At 68.5% G+C, this 16,100-nt stretch carries 16 protein-coding genes; 6 read left to right on the plus strand and 10 right to left on the minus strand.

All coding sequences use genetic code 11. The annotated features are described in order from the left end of the window. Positions 1-98: 98 nt before the first annotated feature. The 5 genes from NF556_RS09505 to NF556_RS09525 all read right to left on the minus strand — a co-directional run bounded on the left by NF556_RS09505 (position 99) and on the right by NF556_RS09525 (position 5,096). Entirely contained in the window at positions 99-878 is a 780-nt protein-coding gene (locus NF556_RS09505; protein ID WP_252595395.1) for a glycerophosphodiester phosphodiesterase family protein, read from the minus strand. 190 nt (positions 879-1,068) lie between these two features. After that, positions 1,069-2,598, minus strand: a complete 1,530-nt coding sequence (locus tag NF556_RS09510; RefSeq protein WP_252595396.1) for a helix-turn-helix domain-containing protein — start codon at positions 2,596-2,598, stop codon at positions 1,069-1,071. A gap of 73 nt (positions 2,599-2,671) precedes the next feature. Then, the gene (locus NF556_RS09515) at positions 2,672-3,973 is read right to left on the minus strand and encodes an HRDC domain-containing protein (RefSeq protein WP_252595397.1); all 1,302 of its coding nucleotides are present in this window, start codon (positions 3,971-3,973) and stop codon (positions 2,672-2,674) included. 12 nt (positions 3,974-3,985) lie between these two features. Next, positions 3,986-4,603, minus strand: coding sequence for a DUF3000 domain-containing protein (locus NF556_RS09520; RefSeq protein WP_345780144.1), 618 nt, complete (start codon positions 4,601-4,603; stop codon positions 3,986-3,988). Between the two features lie 115 nt (positions 4,604-4,718). Beyond that, positions 4,719-5,096, minus strand: a complete 378-nt coding sequence (locus tag NF556_RS09525; protein ID WP_252595398.1) for a hypothetical protein — start codon at positions 5,094-5,096, stop codon at positions 4,719-4,721. Positions 5,097-5,276: 180 nt separating this feature from the next. Between NF556_RS09525 and hemE the strand changes: the two genes are divergently transcribed. Further along, positions 5,277-6,365, plus strand: a complete 1,089-nt coding sequence (gene hemE / locus NF556_RS09530; protein WP_425607070.1) for a uroporphyrinogen decarboxylase — start codon at positions 5,277-5,279, stop codon at positions 6,363-6,365. Here hemE and yczE read toward each other — a convergent pair. Beyond that, on the minus strand, positions 6,354-7,001 hold the full coding sequence (yczE, locus tag NF556_RS09535) for a membrane protein YczE (protein WP_252595766.1): 648 nt from the start codon (positions 6,999-7,001) through the stop codon (positions 6,354-6,356). The two genes, hemE and yczE, sit on opposite strands and share 12 nt — an antisense overlap. A 170-nt stretch (positions 7,002-7,171) precedes the next feature. On the opposite strand from yczE, the gene NF556_RS09540 reads away from it, so the two are divergent. Further along, entirely contained in the window at positions 7,172-7,966 is a 795-nt protein-coding gene (locus NF556_RS09540) for a deoxyribonuclease IV (RefSeq protein WP_252595399.1), read from the plus strand. Positions 7,967-8,005: 39 nt separating this feature from the next. On the opposite strand, the gene NF556_RS09545 is transcribed toward NF556_RS09540, so the two are convergent. Continuing rightward, entirely contained in the window at positions 8,006-9,004 is a 999-nt protein-coding gene (locus NF556_RS09545; RefSeq protein ID WP_252595400.1) for a DUF4349 domain-containing protein, read from the minus strand. Positions 9,005-9,187: 183 nt separating this feature from the next. Beyond that, the gene (locus tag NF556_RS09550) at positions 9,188-10,369 is read right to left on the minus strand and encodes an acyl-CoA dehydrogenase family protein (RefSeq protein ID WP_252595401.1); all 1,182 of its coding nucleotides are present in this window, start codon (positions 10,367-10,369) and stop codon (positions 9,188-9,190) included. A 189-nt stretch (positions 10,370-10,558) separates the two neighbouring features. Here NF556_RS09550 and hemG point away from each other — a divergent pair, with 189 nt between their 5' ends. The 3 genes from hemG to NF556_RS09565 all read left to right on the plus strand — a co-directional run bounded on the left by hemG (position 10,559) and on the right by NF556_RS09565 (position 13,823). Beyond that, positions 10,559-11,956 carry a protoporphyrinogen oxidase gene (gene hemG / locus NF556_RS09555; RefSeq protein ID WP_252595402.1) on the plus strand — a complete coding sequence of 466 codons (1,398 nt, stop codon included), beginning with the start codon at positions 10,559-10,561 and terminating at the stop codon, positions 11,954-11,956. A gap of 124 nt (positions 11,957-12,080) precedes the next feature. Next, on the plus strand, positions 12,081-12,830 hold the full coding sequence (hemQ, locus tag NF556_RS09560) for a hydrogen peroxide-dependent heme synthase (RefSeq protein WP_345780146.1): 750 nt from the start codon (positions 12,081-12,083) through the stop codon (positions 12,828-12,830). A 108-nt stretch (positions 12,831-12,938) separates the two neighbouring features. Then, complete coding sequence (locus NF556_RS09565) at positions 12,939-13,823, plus strand: hypothetical protein (RefSeq protein ID WP_252595403.1); 885 nt, start codon at positions 12,939-12,941, stop codon at positions 13,821-13,823. A gap of 145 nt (positions 13,824-13,968) precedes the next feature. Here NF556_RS09565 and msrB read toward each other — a convergent pair whose 3' ends face one another. Both msrB and NF556_RS09575 read right to left on the minus strand, forming a co-directional pair. Then, a complete protein-coding gene (gene msrB, locus NF556_RS09570; RefSeq protein ID WP_252595404.1) occupies positions 13,969-14,439 on the minus strand; it encodes a peptide-methionine (R)-S-oxide reductase MsrB in 471 nt (156 codons plus the stop codon). 84 nt (positions 14,440-14,523) lie between these two features. Beyond that, a complete protein-coding gene (locus NF556_RS09575) occupies positions 14,524-14,886 on the minus strand; it encodes a DUF2500 domain-containing protein (RefSeq protein WP_252595405.1) in 363 nt (120 codons plus the stop codon). 75 nt (positions 14,887-14,961) lie between these two features. Here NF556_RS09575 and ligD point away from each other — a divergent pair, with 75 nt between their 5' ends. Further along, positions 14,962-16,023 (plus strand): non-homologous end-joining DNA ligase, encoded by a 1,062-nt coding sequence (ligD, locus tag NF556_RS09580; protein ID WP_252595406.1) that lies wholly within the window; start codon positions 14,962-14,964, stop codon positions 16,021-16,023. The last annotated feature ends 77 nt before the right edge of the window (positions 16,024-16,100 follow it).

Consider the following 16,100-nt stretch of genomic DNA (forward strand, 5'->3'; position numbering starts at 1 on the left):
CTCACGAGCCCGACCGCGACGAGCGCGCACTCACGAGCCCGACCGCGACGAGCGGGCGTGTTGTCTTGGTCAGTTCATCGGGCGGCCGGCAGGCAGTCTCAGAACCACTGGTCCCGCTCGGTCAGCACCGCCTTGAGCACGTCGGCCCGGTCGCTCACCAGCCCGTCGACGCCGAGGTCCAGGAGGCGGTGCATCTCGTCAGCGTCGTTGATGGTCCAGACATGCACGAACTTGCCTGCCTCGTGGGCAGCGGCGACGGTCTGCTCCGTCACCACACGGATTCCCCGGAAGGCGACCGGCACCTGGAGACCGTCGGCGTCGCGCAACGCGGTCGTCACCTGCTTGCCGCGCCGACGAGGGCCGGATTGGGCGGCCAACCGGAAGCGGGCGGTGACGCCCTGCCCCGCAGAGGTCACCACTGGCCTGGTGAGGCGGCGCAGGGCCTCCCGCCGCCGGGCATCGGAGAAGGACGTGACGCAGACGCGGTCGTGGGCTCGCGCACGCTCGATGACCCGCACGAGGGGCCCGATGGCCCCGGCGGACTTGATGTCGATGTTGAACCGTGCCTCCGGCCAGGTGTCGAGCATGACCTCCAGCCGAGGGATCTCCTCCACACCACCGATGCGGGCCTGCGAGACCTGCGCCCACGGCATACGGGGGATCAGTCCCTGGCCGTCGGTCACCCGGTCCAGGCTCTCGTCGTGGAAAGCCACGAGCACCCCGTCGGAGGTGGCGTGCACGTCCGTCTCGAGGTAGCGGAACCCGAGGTCGATGGCCGACTGGAAGGCCGTCATCGAGTTCTCCCACCCGTCGCGGTTGAACCCCCGGTGAGCCAGGGGGATGGGGCCGGGGTGGTCGAGATAGGCGGTTCGGGTCACGTTCCTGACGCTACCGACTGCGGGCGTATGCCGTGGCACCGGACTGTTGACTGAGTCACCGGGCAGGAGCGTGCGAGACCTCTATGAAGTTGCGGGAAAGGCGTACGAGACCTCTATGAAGTTGCGGGGAAGGCGTACGAGACCTCTATGAAGTTGCGGGAAAGGCGTACGAGACCTTTACGAAAATTGGTCAGATGTCGCGGAAGGTCTGGATGTCGGCGCCGAGGTTGTTCAGCCGGGCGGCGAGGTCCTCATAGCCCCGGTGGATGACATAGACGTTGCGCAGCACGGACTCGCCGGGGGCGGCGAGCATGGCCAGCAGGATCACGACACCGGGGCGCAGTGCGGGCGGGCACATGATCTCGCCGGCGCGCCACTTGGTCGGGCCCTCGACCATCACCCGGTGCGGGTCCATCAGGTGCACCTTGGCGCCGAGGGTGGACAGCTCCGTCAGATAGATCGCGCGGTTCTCATAGACCCAGTCGTGGATCAGAGTCGACCCCTCGGCGCACGCCGCGATGATCGCGAAGAACGGGAGGTTGTCGATGTTGAGGCCTGGGAAGGGCAGCGGGTGGATCTTGTCCATCGCGGCCTTCAACGGTCCGGGGATGGTGCGCAGGTCGACCAGGCGGGTGTGCCCGTTGGCGGACGTGTATTCCTCGGAGAGCTCATAGCGCAGACCCATCGTGTCGAGCACAGCCAACTCGATCTCCATGAACTCGATCGGCACCCGCTTGATGGTGATCTCGCTGCCGGTGACCACGCCAGCGGCGAGCAGGCTCATCGCCTCGATCGGGTCCTCCGAGGGGGAGTACTCGATCTCCTGGTTGATCTCCGCGACCCCCGTGATGGTCAGCGTCGTGGTGCCCAGGCCCTCGATCTGCACGCCCAGTTGCTGCAGGAAGACGCAGAGGTCCTGAACCATGTAGTTGGAGGAGGCATTGCGGATGACTGTGGTGCCGGGGTGCCGGGCGGCGGCGAGCAGGACGTTCTCGGTCACCGTGTCGCCACGCTCGGTGAGCACGATCGGCCGGGTCGGGCGACGGTCGGCGTCGACGGTGACGTGATAGCTGCCCATGGTGGCGGTCACGTCGATGCCGAAGTGGCGCAGCGCGACCATGTGCGGCTCGACCGTGCGGGTGCCCAGGTCGCAGCCGCCGGCATACGGCAGCTCAAACTCGTCCAGCTCGTGCATCAGTGGGCCGAGGAACATGATGATGGTGCGTGTGCGCCGTGCGGCGGCCTCGTCCATGGAGTCCAGGTCGATGGTGGCAGGTGGGACGATCTCAAGGTCGGAGGAGTCGGCCAGCCACCGGATCTTGAACCCGATGCTGGTCAGCACCTCGACGATGCGGTTGACCTCCTCGATGCGGGCCAGGTTGCGCAGCGTGGTCTTGCCCTTGTTGAGCAGAGAGGCGCACAGGAGCGCGACCGCAGCGTTCTTTGACGTGCGCACGTCAATCTCGCCGGAGAGACGCTTGCCGCCATTGATCCGCAGGTTCTGGGGAAGCGCGCTGCCGACGGACACGATCTCGGAGTCGAGGCTCTCGCCGATGCGCGCCAGCATCTCCAGGGAGAGGTTCTGCTTGCCCTGCTCGATGCGGGCGACCGCGGACTGGCTCGTGTTGAGCAGCCCCGCCAGCTCGGCCTGAGTCAGATTCTTGTGACGGCGGGCGTCACGGATCAGGGCGCCGACGCGGGACAGGTAGCTCTCGGTCATGGGTTCCACTGTAGATCACATATGAGATAAGAACGCGCCGACACGGGGTGAGGGCTACTGGCGGGTAGGAATCTCAGTCGGTGGCGTCCTCGCTCGCGTGGAGGGCCTCCACCACGAGTGGGGTGACCAGCTCGCGCTGCCACTGGCGAGCGCCGTGCTCAGTCAGCGCCGCGTCCACGGCCTCTGCATCGGTCGTCTCCGGTGGAGTCCACAGCACCCTGCGCAGTGTCTCTGGCGTCAGCAGGTTCTCCACCGGGACCTTGACCTCCTCGGAGAGCTCGCTCATCGAGGTGCGGGCGCTGGCCAACCGGGCGGCCGCCACCGGGTCGCGGTCGGCCCAGGCCCTGGCCGGAGGCGGTGCGTCGCTGCGGCGGGACAGGTCCGGGAGCTCATCGTCGGTGAGGGCCCCGGCCTCGCGGATCGCCTCCAGCCACTGCTGCTGATAACGCTGCAGACCCTGCTGAGCCCGGCGCTGTCGCGAGCGACCCGACTCCACGGAGCGCCCTGAGGTCAGCGAGGCCGGCTTCTCGGGCTGGCGCACGGCGAGGTCGACGAGGGTCGCATCGGGCAGGATCCGGCCGGGAGCCACGTCCCGTTGCTGGGCGATCTGGTCGCGGACGGTCCAGAGGGCGCGGACATGGGCGGCGATGCGACGGTTGCGGACCTTGTGCATGCCAGAGGTGCGGCGCCACGGGTCCTCACGTGGGGCGCGGGCGGTGAACTCGACCTCGGCGGCGAACTCCTGGGCGGCCCAGTCCTGCTTGCCCTGGGCGGTGAGGTCGGCCTCGACCGCGTCACGCAACTCCACCAGCAGCTCGACGTCGAGGGCGGCATAGAGCAGCCAGGGCTCGGGCAGGGGGCGGGTGGACCAGTCGACGGCCGAGTGTTCCTTGGCCAGGCTGACCCCGAGATAGTGCTCCAGCACCGCTGCCAGCCCGACCTTGGGCAGACCGGCGAGCCTGGCGCCCAGCTCGGTGTCGAAAAGGGTGGGCGGGCGCAGGCCGACCTCGGCCAGGCAGGGGATGTCCTGGGTGGCGGCGTGCAGCACCCACTGCGCGTCGGACAGTGCGTCCTGCACGGCGCTCAGGTCGGGCAGGGCGATCGGGTCGATCAGGAAGGTGCCGGCCTCGTGACGACGCAACTGCACGAGATAGGCACGCTGGCCATAGCGATAGCCCGATGCGCGCTCGGCGTCCACGGCCACCGGGCCAGCGCCCCCGGCGAGGGCGGTCACCACGTCGGCGAGCGCCTGCTTGTCACCGACGACGGGCGGGACGCCGTCGGCTGGTGCTGTGAGCTGCTCGTAGGAGGGGGTCTCGGAGTCCTCCGCGTCGGTGGCTCCCCGGTCGGCTGTTGTTTCGTCGGTGTCCGTCATCGCCTCTGGACCCTACCGGCGCTGGGGGAGGGCAACGACACCCTCGGGCAGCGGCGGCAGGCCAGCGATGGTGCACAACAGGTCGCCCCAGGCCTGGAGGTGGTCATCGATCTGGTGGCCATCGAGCGGGGTCCACGAGGCGCGGATCTCCATCTCGACGGTCGGCTCACGGTCGGAGAGCGCCCCGAAGCTCTCGCTCAGCACGCACGTGACGGCGCCAGCCTCGGCTGCCCAGGTCAGGCCCCGGTGCTCCAGCGCGTCGGTTAGCCAGGACCAGCCCACGCGCCCGACATACGGGTCGTGGCCGACCTCGGGCTCAACGGCTGCCTTGGCATACGTGACCACGCGCCACGCGCCCTCCCACGGCTCGGGCTCGTCCGGGTCGTGGAGCAGGACGAAGCGGCCGGTCGCGATCGGCTCGTCGTCGGCGTTGCGACTGGGGATCACTTCACCAGCGAGGGCGAGGGCGGACGGTGCCAGGCGCGTGGGGGCCGGGACCTCCTCGATCAGGACCTCCGGGCGCAGCGCTGCTGCGTGCACGGACGCCAACGCCTCAGCGAAGGTCGATTCGTCGCGCACGCTCTCACCTCCGGACGCCTTGCGCGGCCGGGACTGGATGCGGCTCACCACGTCGTTCAGCGTAGGCGCGCCCACCGACATGTCGTGGCAGGCCACGCCGAGCACGGGCAGAGCAGTGCGTGCGGGAGTTGGGCCTTCAGACACTGTGAGGCGGCGTGATGTGACCTCAGCCGCAGCAGCAGCAGGGGCAGCAGCAGCAATACATGCCTCCGGCGAGCTCGGCGAGCTCGCCGAGGTCCAGCTCGGAGGTGTCCACCTGTGGGGTCTGCGGCATGTGGAACTCGAACCGGCCGGTCTGCAGCCCCTGCTCGTAGAGGCCGAGCTGAACTTCGAGGCTGCCCTGCTGGTCGCTGGCCTGGCTCGGCTCGGGGTTGCGGACCATGATGATCTGGGCCTCCGCGGGCAACTCGAGCCCCGCCTCCGCGAGAGCTGCTCGACTGTCGTTCTCCAGGCGCGCCGCATACTCCGCATCGGACCAGCTGGTGATCAAGGCGTTGGTGTAGGCATCAGTGAATTGTGCTGCCTGCGCTTCGGTCAGTGCCATGGGTTCTCCCCTGTCGTCTGTTGTCGTGCTTGCAGCATCGCGACGACCCGACGTAGCAGGGAACCGCGCGACCTGCTGAGCTGTGACGTAACTGTGGCTCCAGGTGGCGTAGTCACCGCCCGTGGTGGCGCGTACGGCTGGATGCCGGATACCTAGCCCGGCGTGGCAGGATCGGACAGCGTGACCACCCCTGAGACCACCGCGCAGACCCCCAACAGCCCCTCGTATGCCGAGGCGCCGGCCCCCAGCGACCCGAGCCAGAGCGCTCTGGTGCAGGCGGCCAGGGGCCGGGCGCCTCGGCATACGCCCGTGTGGTTCATGCGGCAGGCGGGCCGCTCCCTGCCGGAGTATCGCGAGTTGCGGGCGGGCACCAACATGCTCGAGTCTTGTGCGACACCGGAATTGGTCACTGAGATCACCCTGCAGCCGGTGCGCCGGCACAACGTGGACGCCGCGATCCTGTTTAGCGACATCGTGGTGCCGTTGAAGGCGATCGGGGTGGACCTAGACATCGTGGCCGGCACGGGACCTGTTGTCGCGGAGCCGTTTTCCACCCGGGCGGACCTGGATCGTCTCCCCGAGCTGGCGCCGGAGCACGTGCCCTACATCACGGAGGCAGTCAGCTCCCTTGTCGCAGAGCTGGGTCCGACGCCCCTGATCGGCTTCAGCGGGGCGCCGTTCACGCTGGCGAGTTATCTCGTCGAGGGCGGCCCGTCGAAGACCCACCAGCGCACCAAGGCCATGATGCATGGCGACCCGCAGCTGTGGAGCGACCTGTGCGCCCGGCTGGCGCAGATCGCCCAGACCTTCCTGCAGGTGCAGATCGACGCGGGGGCCTCGGCGGTGCAGCTGTTCGACTCCTGGGTCGGGGCGCTGCCACGCGCGGACTATCTGCGCTTCGTTGAGCCACACTCCCGGGCTGTTCTCGAGGGAGTGGGCGACGCGGTGCCGCGGATCCACTTCGGGGTCGGCACCGGGGAGCTCCTGGCGGACATGGCCGACGCCGGCGCCGACGTGATCGGGGTGGACTTCCGTGTCTCCCTGACCGACGCCGTCCAGCGCACCGGCGGGAGGTTCGCTGTCCAGGGCAACCTGGATCCAGCGCTGCTGTTTGCCCCCTGGCAGGTCATCGAGGCGCGCGTCACCCAGATCATCGAGGAGGGCCGCAGCGCGCCGGGGCACATCGTCAACCTGGGCCATGGGGTCCTGCCGGACACTGACCCGACCGTGCTCACTCGCGTGGTCGACCTGGTGCACTCACTGGGCTGACCGGACCGCCTCGCGGGCCGGCGGCGGGTCGACGCGCACGATCCAAGGTGGCAGGAAGAACTGGGTCAGCGGGCCGATGGTCAGGGCGAACAACACGGTGCCGAGCCCGACCACGCCGCCGAGCACCCAGCCGATGATCACGACGATGACCTCGATGCCGGTGCGGATCAGGCGCAGGCTGATCGGCAGGCGCCGGGCCAGACCGGTCATCAGACCGTCGCGGGGGCCGGGGCCGAACTGCGCGCCGATATAGAGCGCCGTCGAGAAACCATTGAGCACGATGCCCCCGACCATCAGGGCGATCTTGAGCACCAAGGAGTCCGGTGTGGTGAGCACGGCCAGGCCGAAGTCGGCCGCCACCCCCACCCAGATGGCGTTGGCAATGGTTCCCAGCCCGGGCATCTCGCGCAGCGGGATCCACAACAGCAGCACGGCGAGGGCGACGAGGATCGCGATCATGCCGAAGCTGAGGGGCACGTGGCTGGCCACTCCGAAGTGGAAGACATCCCACGGGATCATTCCCAGCCCGCCGCGGATCAGCATCGCCATGGAGAAGCCGAAGATGCTGAGACCGACGAACAACTGGATCAGCCGCCTGGGCAGGCGCCCGGCCCGCAACTGCTGGCGCGGCGTCATCTGCTGCAGCCCCAGGACGGAGCGCGGCAGGTCAGGTTCGAGGGGAACATCCACGGAGACATCATCGGGGATGTGTTGATCGGTGCTCACAGCAGGGCAACAGCAGACCAGCCACGAGTATGCCGAGGCGCACCTCCTCCTCTGTCGTCACCGACGCCTACGGTGGGGGTATGGCACATCCCATCGGCGCACACGTCAGTCAGACCGATCCCATCGCGGAGGCCGTGGCCCGCGGGGCGGACGCGGTCCAGATCTTCCTCGGCGAACCGCAGAGCTACAAGGGGCCGGTCCTGGAGTTTGCCGACGGCCCCGCGGCACTGAAGACGGCCGCCGAGGCGGCGGGGGTGGACATCTATGTCCACGCCCCCTATCCGATCAACGTCGCCTCGCTCAACAACCGGATCCGCATCCCGGGCCGCAAGCTCCTGCAGCAGCACGTCACCGCTGCTGCGGAGATCGGGGCCAGGGGCGTGGTCGTGCACGGCGGGCACCTCGGGGTCGACGAGGACGCCGCCACGGGCTTCGACAACTGGCGCAAGTGCATCGACGGGCTGGACATGCCGGTCCCGGTGCTCATCGAGAACACCGCCGGGGGAGACAACGCGATGGCCCGTCGGTTGGAGGCGCTCGACCGCCTCTGGGAGGCCATCGGCCGGGCCGAGGGCGGCGACACGGTCGGCTTCTGCCTGGACACCTGCCACGCTCACGCCGGCGGCATCGACCTGACTGACGTGGTGGACAAGGTGCGGGCGATCACCGGGCGCATCGACCTGGTGCACGCCAACGACTCCCGCGACGCCTTCGACTCTGGCGCCGACCGGCACGCCAACCTCGGGGCCGGAGAGATCTCCGGCGACGCGGTGGCCGACGTGGTGCGAGCTGCCGGTGCTCCGACGGTGGTCGAGACGCCCGGTGGCGCAGACGAGCAGGGGGCTGACATCGCCTGGCTGCGCGAGCGCGTCTGATCAGGCGGCTGCGGTCGAGCTGCGGTGCAGCCGAGCTGATCAGGCGTCTGCGGGCTCGGGGGTGGGGGCCTGCGGGTGCTGCCGGCGACGGCGCCACCACAGCACCGGCAGGGCGAGGATCGCGGCCACGACCGCGAACGGCAGCAGCGCACCGATGGCGGTGAGCAGGAAGGTCACCCCGCTCAGGAACGCATCCCAGCCGCCGGCCACCCCGGCGGCAAAGCCGGTCGGCTCGTCCTCCACGGTCTGCACGGGTTCGGCCGGGTCGGCCTCGGCCAGGTTGATGGTGATGTTGGATCGCTCGACGTCGCCCTCTAGACCCTTGGCGTGTGCCTTGAGCACATCGAGCTCGGCCTCACGCGTTGCGAGCTCACCCTCCAGCAGGACCACGTCCTTGATGTTGGTGGCGTCCTCCATGAGGGCACGCACCCTGGTGATGCTCGCCTCCAGGGTCTCGATGCGGGTGGTGGTGTCGCGATAGTCCTGGGTCACGTCCAGGCTGCTGATGTTGCTGCTGGTGACTCGCCCGGTGGGGCCGAGCTTCTCCAGCGTGGCGTCGAGCCGGGCGCTGGGCACGGACACCACGAGGGTGGCGTGTCCGTCGAAGACCTCCGGTCCGCGGTCTGGTCGGACCTCTTCGCTGACCACCCAGCCCTCGGCGGCAACTGCTGCGGAGCGGACCTCGGCAGCTGCCTTCGTCACGTCCTCCACCGCGATGCCCAGCTGGGCGTCACGGGCGATCATCCGACCTTCCGGGAGGTCCGCTGAGATGACCTGTGCCTCCTCGCCCTCGGCTGACCCGGGGGCAGCCTCACTGTCGGCGCCCATGCCGCCGTCCTCGGCACCTGCGTCCTCACCGCCGCCGGAGTCGTCCATCGCGTCGCCCGGCTCCTCCATCGCGCTGTCGGCAGCTGCTGGAGCCCTGTCGGCAGACTCGTCCGAACCACTGGATGAGCAGCCAGTGGCCAGGGCAAGGGTCAGAGCGGCGGCGCCGGCGACCAGGGCCAGCCGTCCGCGGGGGTGGGTGGAGCGAGTCATGGTCCGTCTCCTTCAAGAACAACAACGGTGGTGCGCCGGCGGGTTGCCATGGCTCTCAGTGAGACCTCTGATCATCGCGGCCCGTTCCCGGGCGTGGGTCACGATCGGGTCACTGTTCGGCTCCGATGCGATCACAGCTCGAGTGGCCAACTCTGGAGGTGCCCCGTGGCGGACCTCAAGGGCTCAGAGTGGCCACTCGGCCAACTGCTCGGACCAGGAGCCCTTGGCCGTGCCGAGCGCCACCTCGCCTAGACGCAGCCACTGCACGTCTGAGGTGCCGGCCGGCGCGAAGATGTGGAAGCCGTCACGCAGGTATCGCTCGAGCGGGCAGTTTGTGAACAGGCCAGTGGCGGCGTGGATCTCCATGGCCGTCCGGGCCGAGTCCAGCGCCGACTCCACGTTGACCACCTTGGCGTTCATCAACTCGGCGTCACAGGAGAGCCCCTGGTCCAAGAGGCTCACTGCGTGATAGGCGGTGAGGCGAGCGGTCATCAGCCGGGACTGCATCTGCCCCAGTTTGATGCCCACCGGACCGAGCTGACCCAACGGCTTGCCATAGCGCTCGCGCTCCCGGCACAGCCGCACGCTCTCCTCGACGATCGCCTGGTGAATGCCGAGGGAGACTGCCGTGAGGTTGGGCCGCCCATACAGCATGCTGGAGGAGTAGGCCACGGCCAGCCCCTGACCCTCCTCGCCCAACCGGTTGCCCTCCGGAATGCGGCACTGATCGAAGACCAGCTCACCGAAGCTGAAGCCGTGCAGCCCCATTGCCTCCTGCTGGGGCTCCAGCCGGAAGCCGGGCCGGTCGCTCTCGACGAGGAAGGCGGTCAGGCCCCGTGATCCCTCACCAGTGCGCAGCACGACGCCGTGCAGGTCGCCGACGTGGCTGTTGCCGACGAAAACCTTGCGACCGTTGAGGACATAGTCGTTGCCATCGCGCACCGCGGTGCCCTGCATGCCCAGCACGTGGCCTCCGGAGGCGGGATCGGTGACTGCGATGGTCGGCAGCACCTCACCGGAGGCCACCTTGGGCAGCCAGGTCTTGCGCTGGGCGTCGTCGCCAAAGTGGATGATCTTGGCCACGCCCAGCTGGCTGGCTTGAACCATCGCGCCCATCGCCCCACAGACCCGTGACAACTCCTCGATGATCATCGTCTTGGCCAGGTGCCCGGCGCCCATCCCGCCGTGCTCCTCATCCACGGTGACCCCGAGCCACCCCTGCTGCGCGATGCGCCGAGACAGGTCGTGGTTGACGGTTCTGGTCGCCTCGAGCTCGGGCAGGAGCGGTCGCACCTCCGTCTCAGCGAAGGCTCGCACGCGCGCGCGAAGGTCGTCGTGTCGTGGCTCGGTGAAATTTGTGCTCACCGGGGGAGCTCCTGTCGTCGGTTGGCCGCCGCGCACCGGGCGGACTCTCGACGGTGCCAACTCACGCTTTCACCTCGGTTTCATGTCCGCCGTCGGGATTTTCATGTCCCATCCCCAAGACGCGTGCGGGGGCGTGGACTGTGTGGGGGCATGAACACTGACCGTGGCCGCACATGATTGGCTCACCCCATGCGGTATCTCGTGATCGGTGGCGGCATCAGTGGTCTCACGGCGGCGTGGGAGCTGGTGCAGCACGTCGACGGCAGTCAGGTCACCGTGCTCGAGGCAGCAGACCAGCCGGGCGGCAAAATGCGCGGTGAGTCCGTGGCAGGGGTCACCGTCGACGTCGGTGCCGAGTCGGTCCTGGCCCGCCGCCCAGAGGCGCTCGACCTGATCGACGAGGTCGGCCTGGCCGACGACCTGGTCCACCCCACGGGGGTGTCTGCCTCGATCTGGAGTCGCGATGCCCTCCACCCGATTCCTCGCCGGACGCTGCTCGGTGTGCCTGCTGATCCCAGCGACCTCGGGGGCCTGCTGACCGAGGATGAGGTCGCCCGCATCCGGTCCGAGTCACCCGAGCCGTTCACAGCCACCGACCTGTCGGTGGGTGAGCTGGTCGCCTCCCGGTTGGGTGATGCGGTCACGGATCGCCTGGTCGAACCCTTGCTCGGGGGTGTGTATGCCGGTCACGCCCGGCTGATCTCTGCTGCCGCGGCCGCTCCAGGACTGCTCGCCGCAGCCAGGGCGGGGGAGTCGCTGGTGGCCGCAGCTGCCCGCACCGTGCCCACACCTGACCCGAGTGTTGCGCGACCGCCGGTTTTTGCCGGGATCGACGGCGGACTGCACCGACTGCCCCACGCGCTGGCCCAGCGGCTCACCGAGCGCGGGGTGACTCTGCGCACCGGCACGATCGCCCGCGAGCTCCACCGCACAACCGCGGGCTGGCAAGTCATCACCGGGCCGGTGCCCGCGCCCGAGGTGCACGAGGCAGATCGGGTCATCGTGGCGGTCCCGAGCGCCCCAGCTGCGCGGCTGCTCCGCGAGGTGGCGCCAGACGCAGCAGACGAGCTGGCCACGGTGGAGACCGCCTCGATGGCCGTGCTCACCTTTGCCTTCGCCGCCACTGAACTGCCCGACCTCACCGGCTCTGGCTTCCTCGTCCCACCCCGCGACGACCGCTTCATCAAGGCTGCAACGTTCAGCGCCAACAAGTGGGACTGGGTGCGCGGGCGCGGCGTCGGGGCAGGGCCTGAGGGCACCGACCTGATCCTGCTCCGTGCCTCGGTCGGCCGGCATCGCGAGGAAGCCTCCCTGCAGCATCCCGATGCTGTGCTCCTGGACCGGGCACTCGAGGACCTGGCGGCAGCGATCGGAAGCTCGCTTCCCAGCCCGGCGGCACGTCACGTCCAGCGGTGGGGCGGTGGCCTGCCGCAGTATGCCGTGGGGCACCTCGATCTGGTTGCCCGCGCCAGGGAGGCGGCCGCCCAGGTGCCCGGCCTCGCGGTTGCTGGAGCCACCTACGACGGTGTCGGCATCCCCGCGTGCATCGCCAGCGGCCGCCGTGCCGCACGACAACTCCTCCCCTAAATTTGATAGAGGTTTCGCACGCCTGCCCCGCATTCTCATAGGGGTTTCGCACACCGACAGCCCGGGGCCGACGGCAGGTGACCCCAGTGGTCGGTCGTCGCAGTGCGCGGCGGACAATGGAGCCATGACTGACCACCCTCAGGCCCCCGCCACGAACCAGCCGACCGACGCCTCCACCAACGATGGTGTGGAGGTCGACAGCGAGCAGATCAACAGCGAGGTCCGTTATGCGATGTACTCCGTCTTCCGCACAGTCAGCCCGCTGGGAGCTGACCGCGATCACCTGACTCGCGAGGTCGCCGAGCTGCTGGCCAGCGTCGAGGACGAGGGCGTGGTCGTGCGCGGCGTCTATGACGTCTCGGGTCTGCGCGCGGACGCCGACTTCATGATCTGGTGGCACGCCGAGACGGTGGAGCTGCTGCAGTCTGCCTACCAGCGCCTGCGCCGCACCCAGCTGGGCGCTCAGCTCGAGCCGGTCTGGAGCAACGTGGCCATCCACCGCCCGGCGGAGTTCAACCGCGGGCACATCCCGGCGTTCCTGTCGGGGGAGGAGCCGCGGGCCTATGCCTGCGTCTACCCGTTCGTGCGCTCCTACGAGTGGTACGTCCTGCCCGAGGAGGAGCGTCGCGCGATGCTGCGTGAGCACGGCATGGCGGCCAAGGACTACAAGGACGTGCGCGCCAACACTCTGGCCAGCTTCGCCCTGGGCGACTACGAGTGGCTGCTGGCTTTCGAGGCCGACGAGCTGCACCGGATCGTGGACCTGATGCGCGAGTTGCGCGCGGTCGATGCGCGTCGCCATGTGCGCGAGGAGGTCCCGTTCTTCACCGGTCCGCGCGTCGACGTCGCCATGCTTGTCGCCAGCCTGCCCTGACGGGTTCCTCGAAAAACTTCTCGGCCAAGGCAACCTCGCAGGCAGTCGATCGCGTTCATGGTCCCAGTGTGGCCGTTCCGAGGGCCACCTCGACGAACGGGAGTTGCCATGGGGCACAAGCGCATCACCACGATCCTGACCGCGGCCGTGCTCGCCGTCACCTTCTCTGGGTGCGGCAACGAGCCTGAGCCAGAAGTAGCGACCCCCGCGGCGGCCGTGGTCGAAGAGACGTCTGCCGCCGAGCCTGCCGAGGGCGCCGAGAGCACCGAGGCTGCGCCCACGACGGAAGACACGACTGAGGACCCCACGACCGAGGAGCCCACGACCGAGGAGTCCACGACCGAGACGTCGGCACCACCCACCACGGAGGAGGCTGCTCCAACCACAGGTGAGGAACCAGCTCCCGGTGGCGATGAACTGCCCACCACAGTGGAGGAGTATGCGGCTGCCTACCTCGCCGCAGGGATGAACGGGGACCAGGAGCTGCTCGAGCGGATGGGGACAGACGAAGCGCTGCAGGCGTCCGTGACTTGGACCGAGCGGGACTGGGAGTGGGATGGTCCAACGATCCGCGAGGGTGAGTCGGGCATCGTGTTCGCTGAATACCTGGGGGAGGGCCCCAACGGGCTCAGCCTGAAGATCGACCGCGCTGCAGCCGAGACCGGAGCTGAGGACGCCGTGCTGTCAGGGGAACTGGGCGACGCCCAGCCGGAGATGACGCCCGAGGAGTATGCCGACGAGGTTGTGCGCCTATGGCCCCTGGACGGTGCAGTGTGGACCGGACGCTATGTCGCTGAAGAGGTCGTCGAGACACTGGCGGCCCAGCCAGCTGATGGGATCTGGGAACGGACCGACTCCACCGAAGACGGAGGGAGCATGCTGGTGACCTACGCCAACGCCGAGAGTGGCCGCACACTGGTGCTGACCGTGGACATCGCAGCGGTGGAGGCCCGTCATGATCACGCGGTGATCGCAGCGGATTTCAAGGACTGACTGCTCATCAGGACCGACTGTATGGATCCTTCACGCAGAAATTCGATTCAACGTGAAGGATCCATGCAGTTGCACGCGTGGGGGCGCGGCAGGTGGTGGTGAGGCGCGGGACCTGGTGAGGCGCGGCGGGGTGGTGGGGCCGGCTCTAGAAGGTGCCGCCGACGCTGGTGGATCCGCTCGGGGCGTCCGCAAGCTTGGCGGCGTCCAGCGGCTGCAGCGTCATCGCGATCGAGTTCATGCAGAATCGCTGGTCGGTCGGGGTGTCATAGCCCTCACCCTCGAAAACGTGACCCAGGTGTGAGCCGCAGTTGCCGCAGCGCACTTCGGTGCGGGTGCGGCCCAGGGAGTTGTCCTCAAGGTAGTCGACTCGGTCCTGAGCCAGGGGCGCGTAGAACGAGGGCCACCCGCAGTGGCTCTCGAACTTGGTCTCACTGCGGAAGAGTTCGGACCCACAGGCGCGACAGGAGTAGACGCCCTCGGTCTTGGTGTCGGTGAACTCACCGACGAACGGCCGCTCGGTGCCCGCCTGGCGGAGCACGGCGTACTCCTCAGGAGTGAGCTGCTCGCGCCATTCCTGATCGGTTTTGGTGACGGGGTAGTCATTGATCTCGGTCATAGTGCCATCCACCGTACGCCGGGTCTCGCGGTTCTCCGAGTCGGGTCAGTTTTCGGGCTCACCGGGTGCGACTCGTGGTGCCGATCAAACGCTGGAAGGCGGCCGGGGAGCATCCCGGGTGAAGCCCTGAAACCAGTTGCCCTGCACGGTAAGTCGCCCTGTGTCGCCGACCGCGATCATCCCGAACTCCGGGCCTTCGACCTGGATCTCGAGCCGTTGCAGATCCAGGCGCTCGAAGGTCACGTAGTAGTCGGTCTGCGCGGCGCTGTCCCCGCCACCGCTGACACTGTCGCGCTTGCTGATCACCGTTGCTGGAAAGGTGAGCACAGGCGCGGACTCGTTGACCTTGCGCTGCTGAACGTTGGTGTAGAGCCGCCGACCGTTGGTGAAGAGGATGAACACCGCGACCCCAGCGATGAAGAGCGGGACGAGGGTGAACAGGTCCATCATGTCTCCTCTGACGTGACTGCCGCGGTCCGCAATGGGCGAAGTGGTTCCGGTGAGGAGGGTAGCGTTCTGGCTATGGCGAGTGCGCAGACCCTCATCGTGCCGGGGCCCGAGGGCGACCGTGAGGTGCGGCTGAGCAGTCCGGACAAGACTGTCTGGCCGGCCACCGACGCTGGTGAGGCGATTACCAAGGCCGACCTTGCGGCATACCTCATGGCAGTTGGTGAGCCGTTCCTGCGCGCCCTGAATGATCGACCAGTCACCCTCCAGCGGGTGCGGGACGGCATCGGCGGCGAGATCTTCTATTCCAAGAACCCGCCCAAAGGCGTGCCGGAGTGGGCGGCGACGACGATGGTGACCTATCCGTCGGGGCGCAGCCATCCGCAGCTCGTGGTGCACGAGCTCGCGACCGCAGTGTGGGCCGCACAGATGGGGACGGTGACCTTCCACCCGTGGCCGGTGCGCAGCGGTGACAACGACCACCCGGACGAGATCCGCATCGACCTGGACCCCCAACCCGGTCTGGGGTTCGCGGAGATCGTCGAGGTCGCCCGCGGGTTGCGGGAGGTGATGACCGAGGTCGGGCTGACACCATTTGTCAAGACGACCGGCAGTCGGGGCGTGCACATCTTCGCCGCGATCGAGCCGCGACTGGAGTTCCTGGAGGTGCGGCATGCCGTCATCGGCATCGCTCGTGAGTTGGAGCGTCGTATGCCCGACCTGGTGACCACTGCCTGGTGGAAGGAGGAGCGGGGACAGCGCATCTTCGTCGACTTCAACCAGGCCACCCGGGACCGCACCCTGGCCGCAGCCTGGTCGCCGCGGGTGCTGCCCGGCGGGCCGGTGTCGGTGCCGATGACCTGGGACCAGCTCGGCTCGGTGGGACCGGACGAGCTCACGGTGCGGACCGTTCCGGAGTGGCTGGCGGAACACGGCGACGCATGGGAGCACCTGCACGACGAGGCGGGGACGATCGACGGTGCCTATGCACTGTGGGAGGCGGATCTGGAGCGGGGTCTGGGAGAGCTCAACTTCCCTCCGGACCATCCCAAGATGCCGGGGGAGCCGCCGCGCGTGCAGCCGAGCAAGAAGGTCGCCGAGCACTGGGACGAGGACGGCAACCGGATCGACGGCTAGCGCCGCGTGGCAGAAGAGTGCTTCGAAGGCGCCCCGGGATCTTCATTGAGCCCTTCCCGAAGTCGAACCCACCAGGG

The organism is Ornithinimicrobium faecis (assembly GCF_023923225.1).
GTDB classification, from domain to species: Bacteria; Actinomycetota; Actinomycetes; order Actinomycetales; family Dermatophilaceae; genus Ornithinicoccus; species Ornithinicoccus faecis.

Bases quoted from the DNA above. Each gene is read 5' to 3' on its own strand.
- NF556_RS09510 (WP_252595396.1), bottom strand. From the start codon at position 2,598: ATGACCGAGAGCTACCTGTCCCGCGTCGGCGCCCTGATCCGTGACGCC.
- NF556_RS09515 (WP_252595397.1), bottom strand. From the start codon at position 3,973: ATGACGGACACCGACGAAACAACAGCCGACCGGGGAGCCACCGACGCG.
- NF556_RS09525 (WP_252595398.1), bottom strand. From the start codon at position 5,096: ATGGCACTGACCGAAGCGCAGGCAGCACAATTCACTGATGCCTACACC.
- yczE (WP_252595766.1), bottom strand. From the start codon at position 7,001: ATGACGCCGCGCCAGCAGTTGCGGGCCGGGCGCCTGCCCAGGCGGCTG.
- NF556_RS09540 (WP_252595399.1), top strand. From the start codon at position 7,172: ATGGCACATCCCATCGGCGCACACGTCAGTCAGACCGATCCCATCGCG.
- NF556_RS09545 (WP_252595400.1), bottom strand. From the start codon at position 9,004: ATGACTCGCTCCACCCACCCCCGCGGACGGCTGGCCCTGGTCGCCGGC.
- hemG (WP_252595402.1), top strand. From the start codon at position 10,559: ATGCGGTATCTCGTGATCGGTGGCGGCATCAGTGGTCTCACGGCGGCG.
- hemQ (WP_345780146.1), top strand. From the start codon at position 12,081: ATGACTGACCACCCTCAGGCCCCCGCCACGAACCAGCCGACCGACGCC.
- NF556_RS09565 (WP_252595403.1), top strand. From the start codon at position 12,939: ATGGGGCACAAGCGCATCACCACGATCCTGACCGCGGCCGTGCTCGCC.
- msrB (WP_252595404.1), bottom strand. From the start codon at position 14,439: ATGACCGAGATCAATGACTACCCCGTCACCAAAACCGATCAGGAATGG.
- NF556_RS09575 (WP_252595405.1), bottom strand. From the start codon at position 14,886: ATGGACCTGTTCACCCTCGTCCCGCTCTTCATCGCTGGGGTCGCGGTG.
- ligD (WP_252595406.1), top strand. From the start codon at position 14,962: ATGGCGAGTGCGCAGACCCTCATCGTGCCGGGGCCCGAGGGCGACCGT.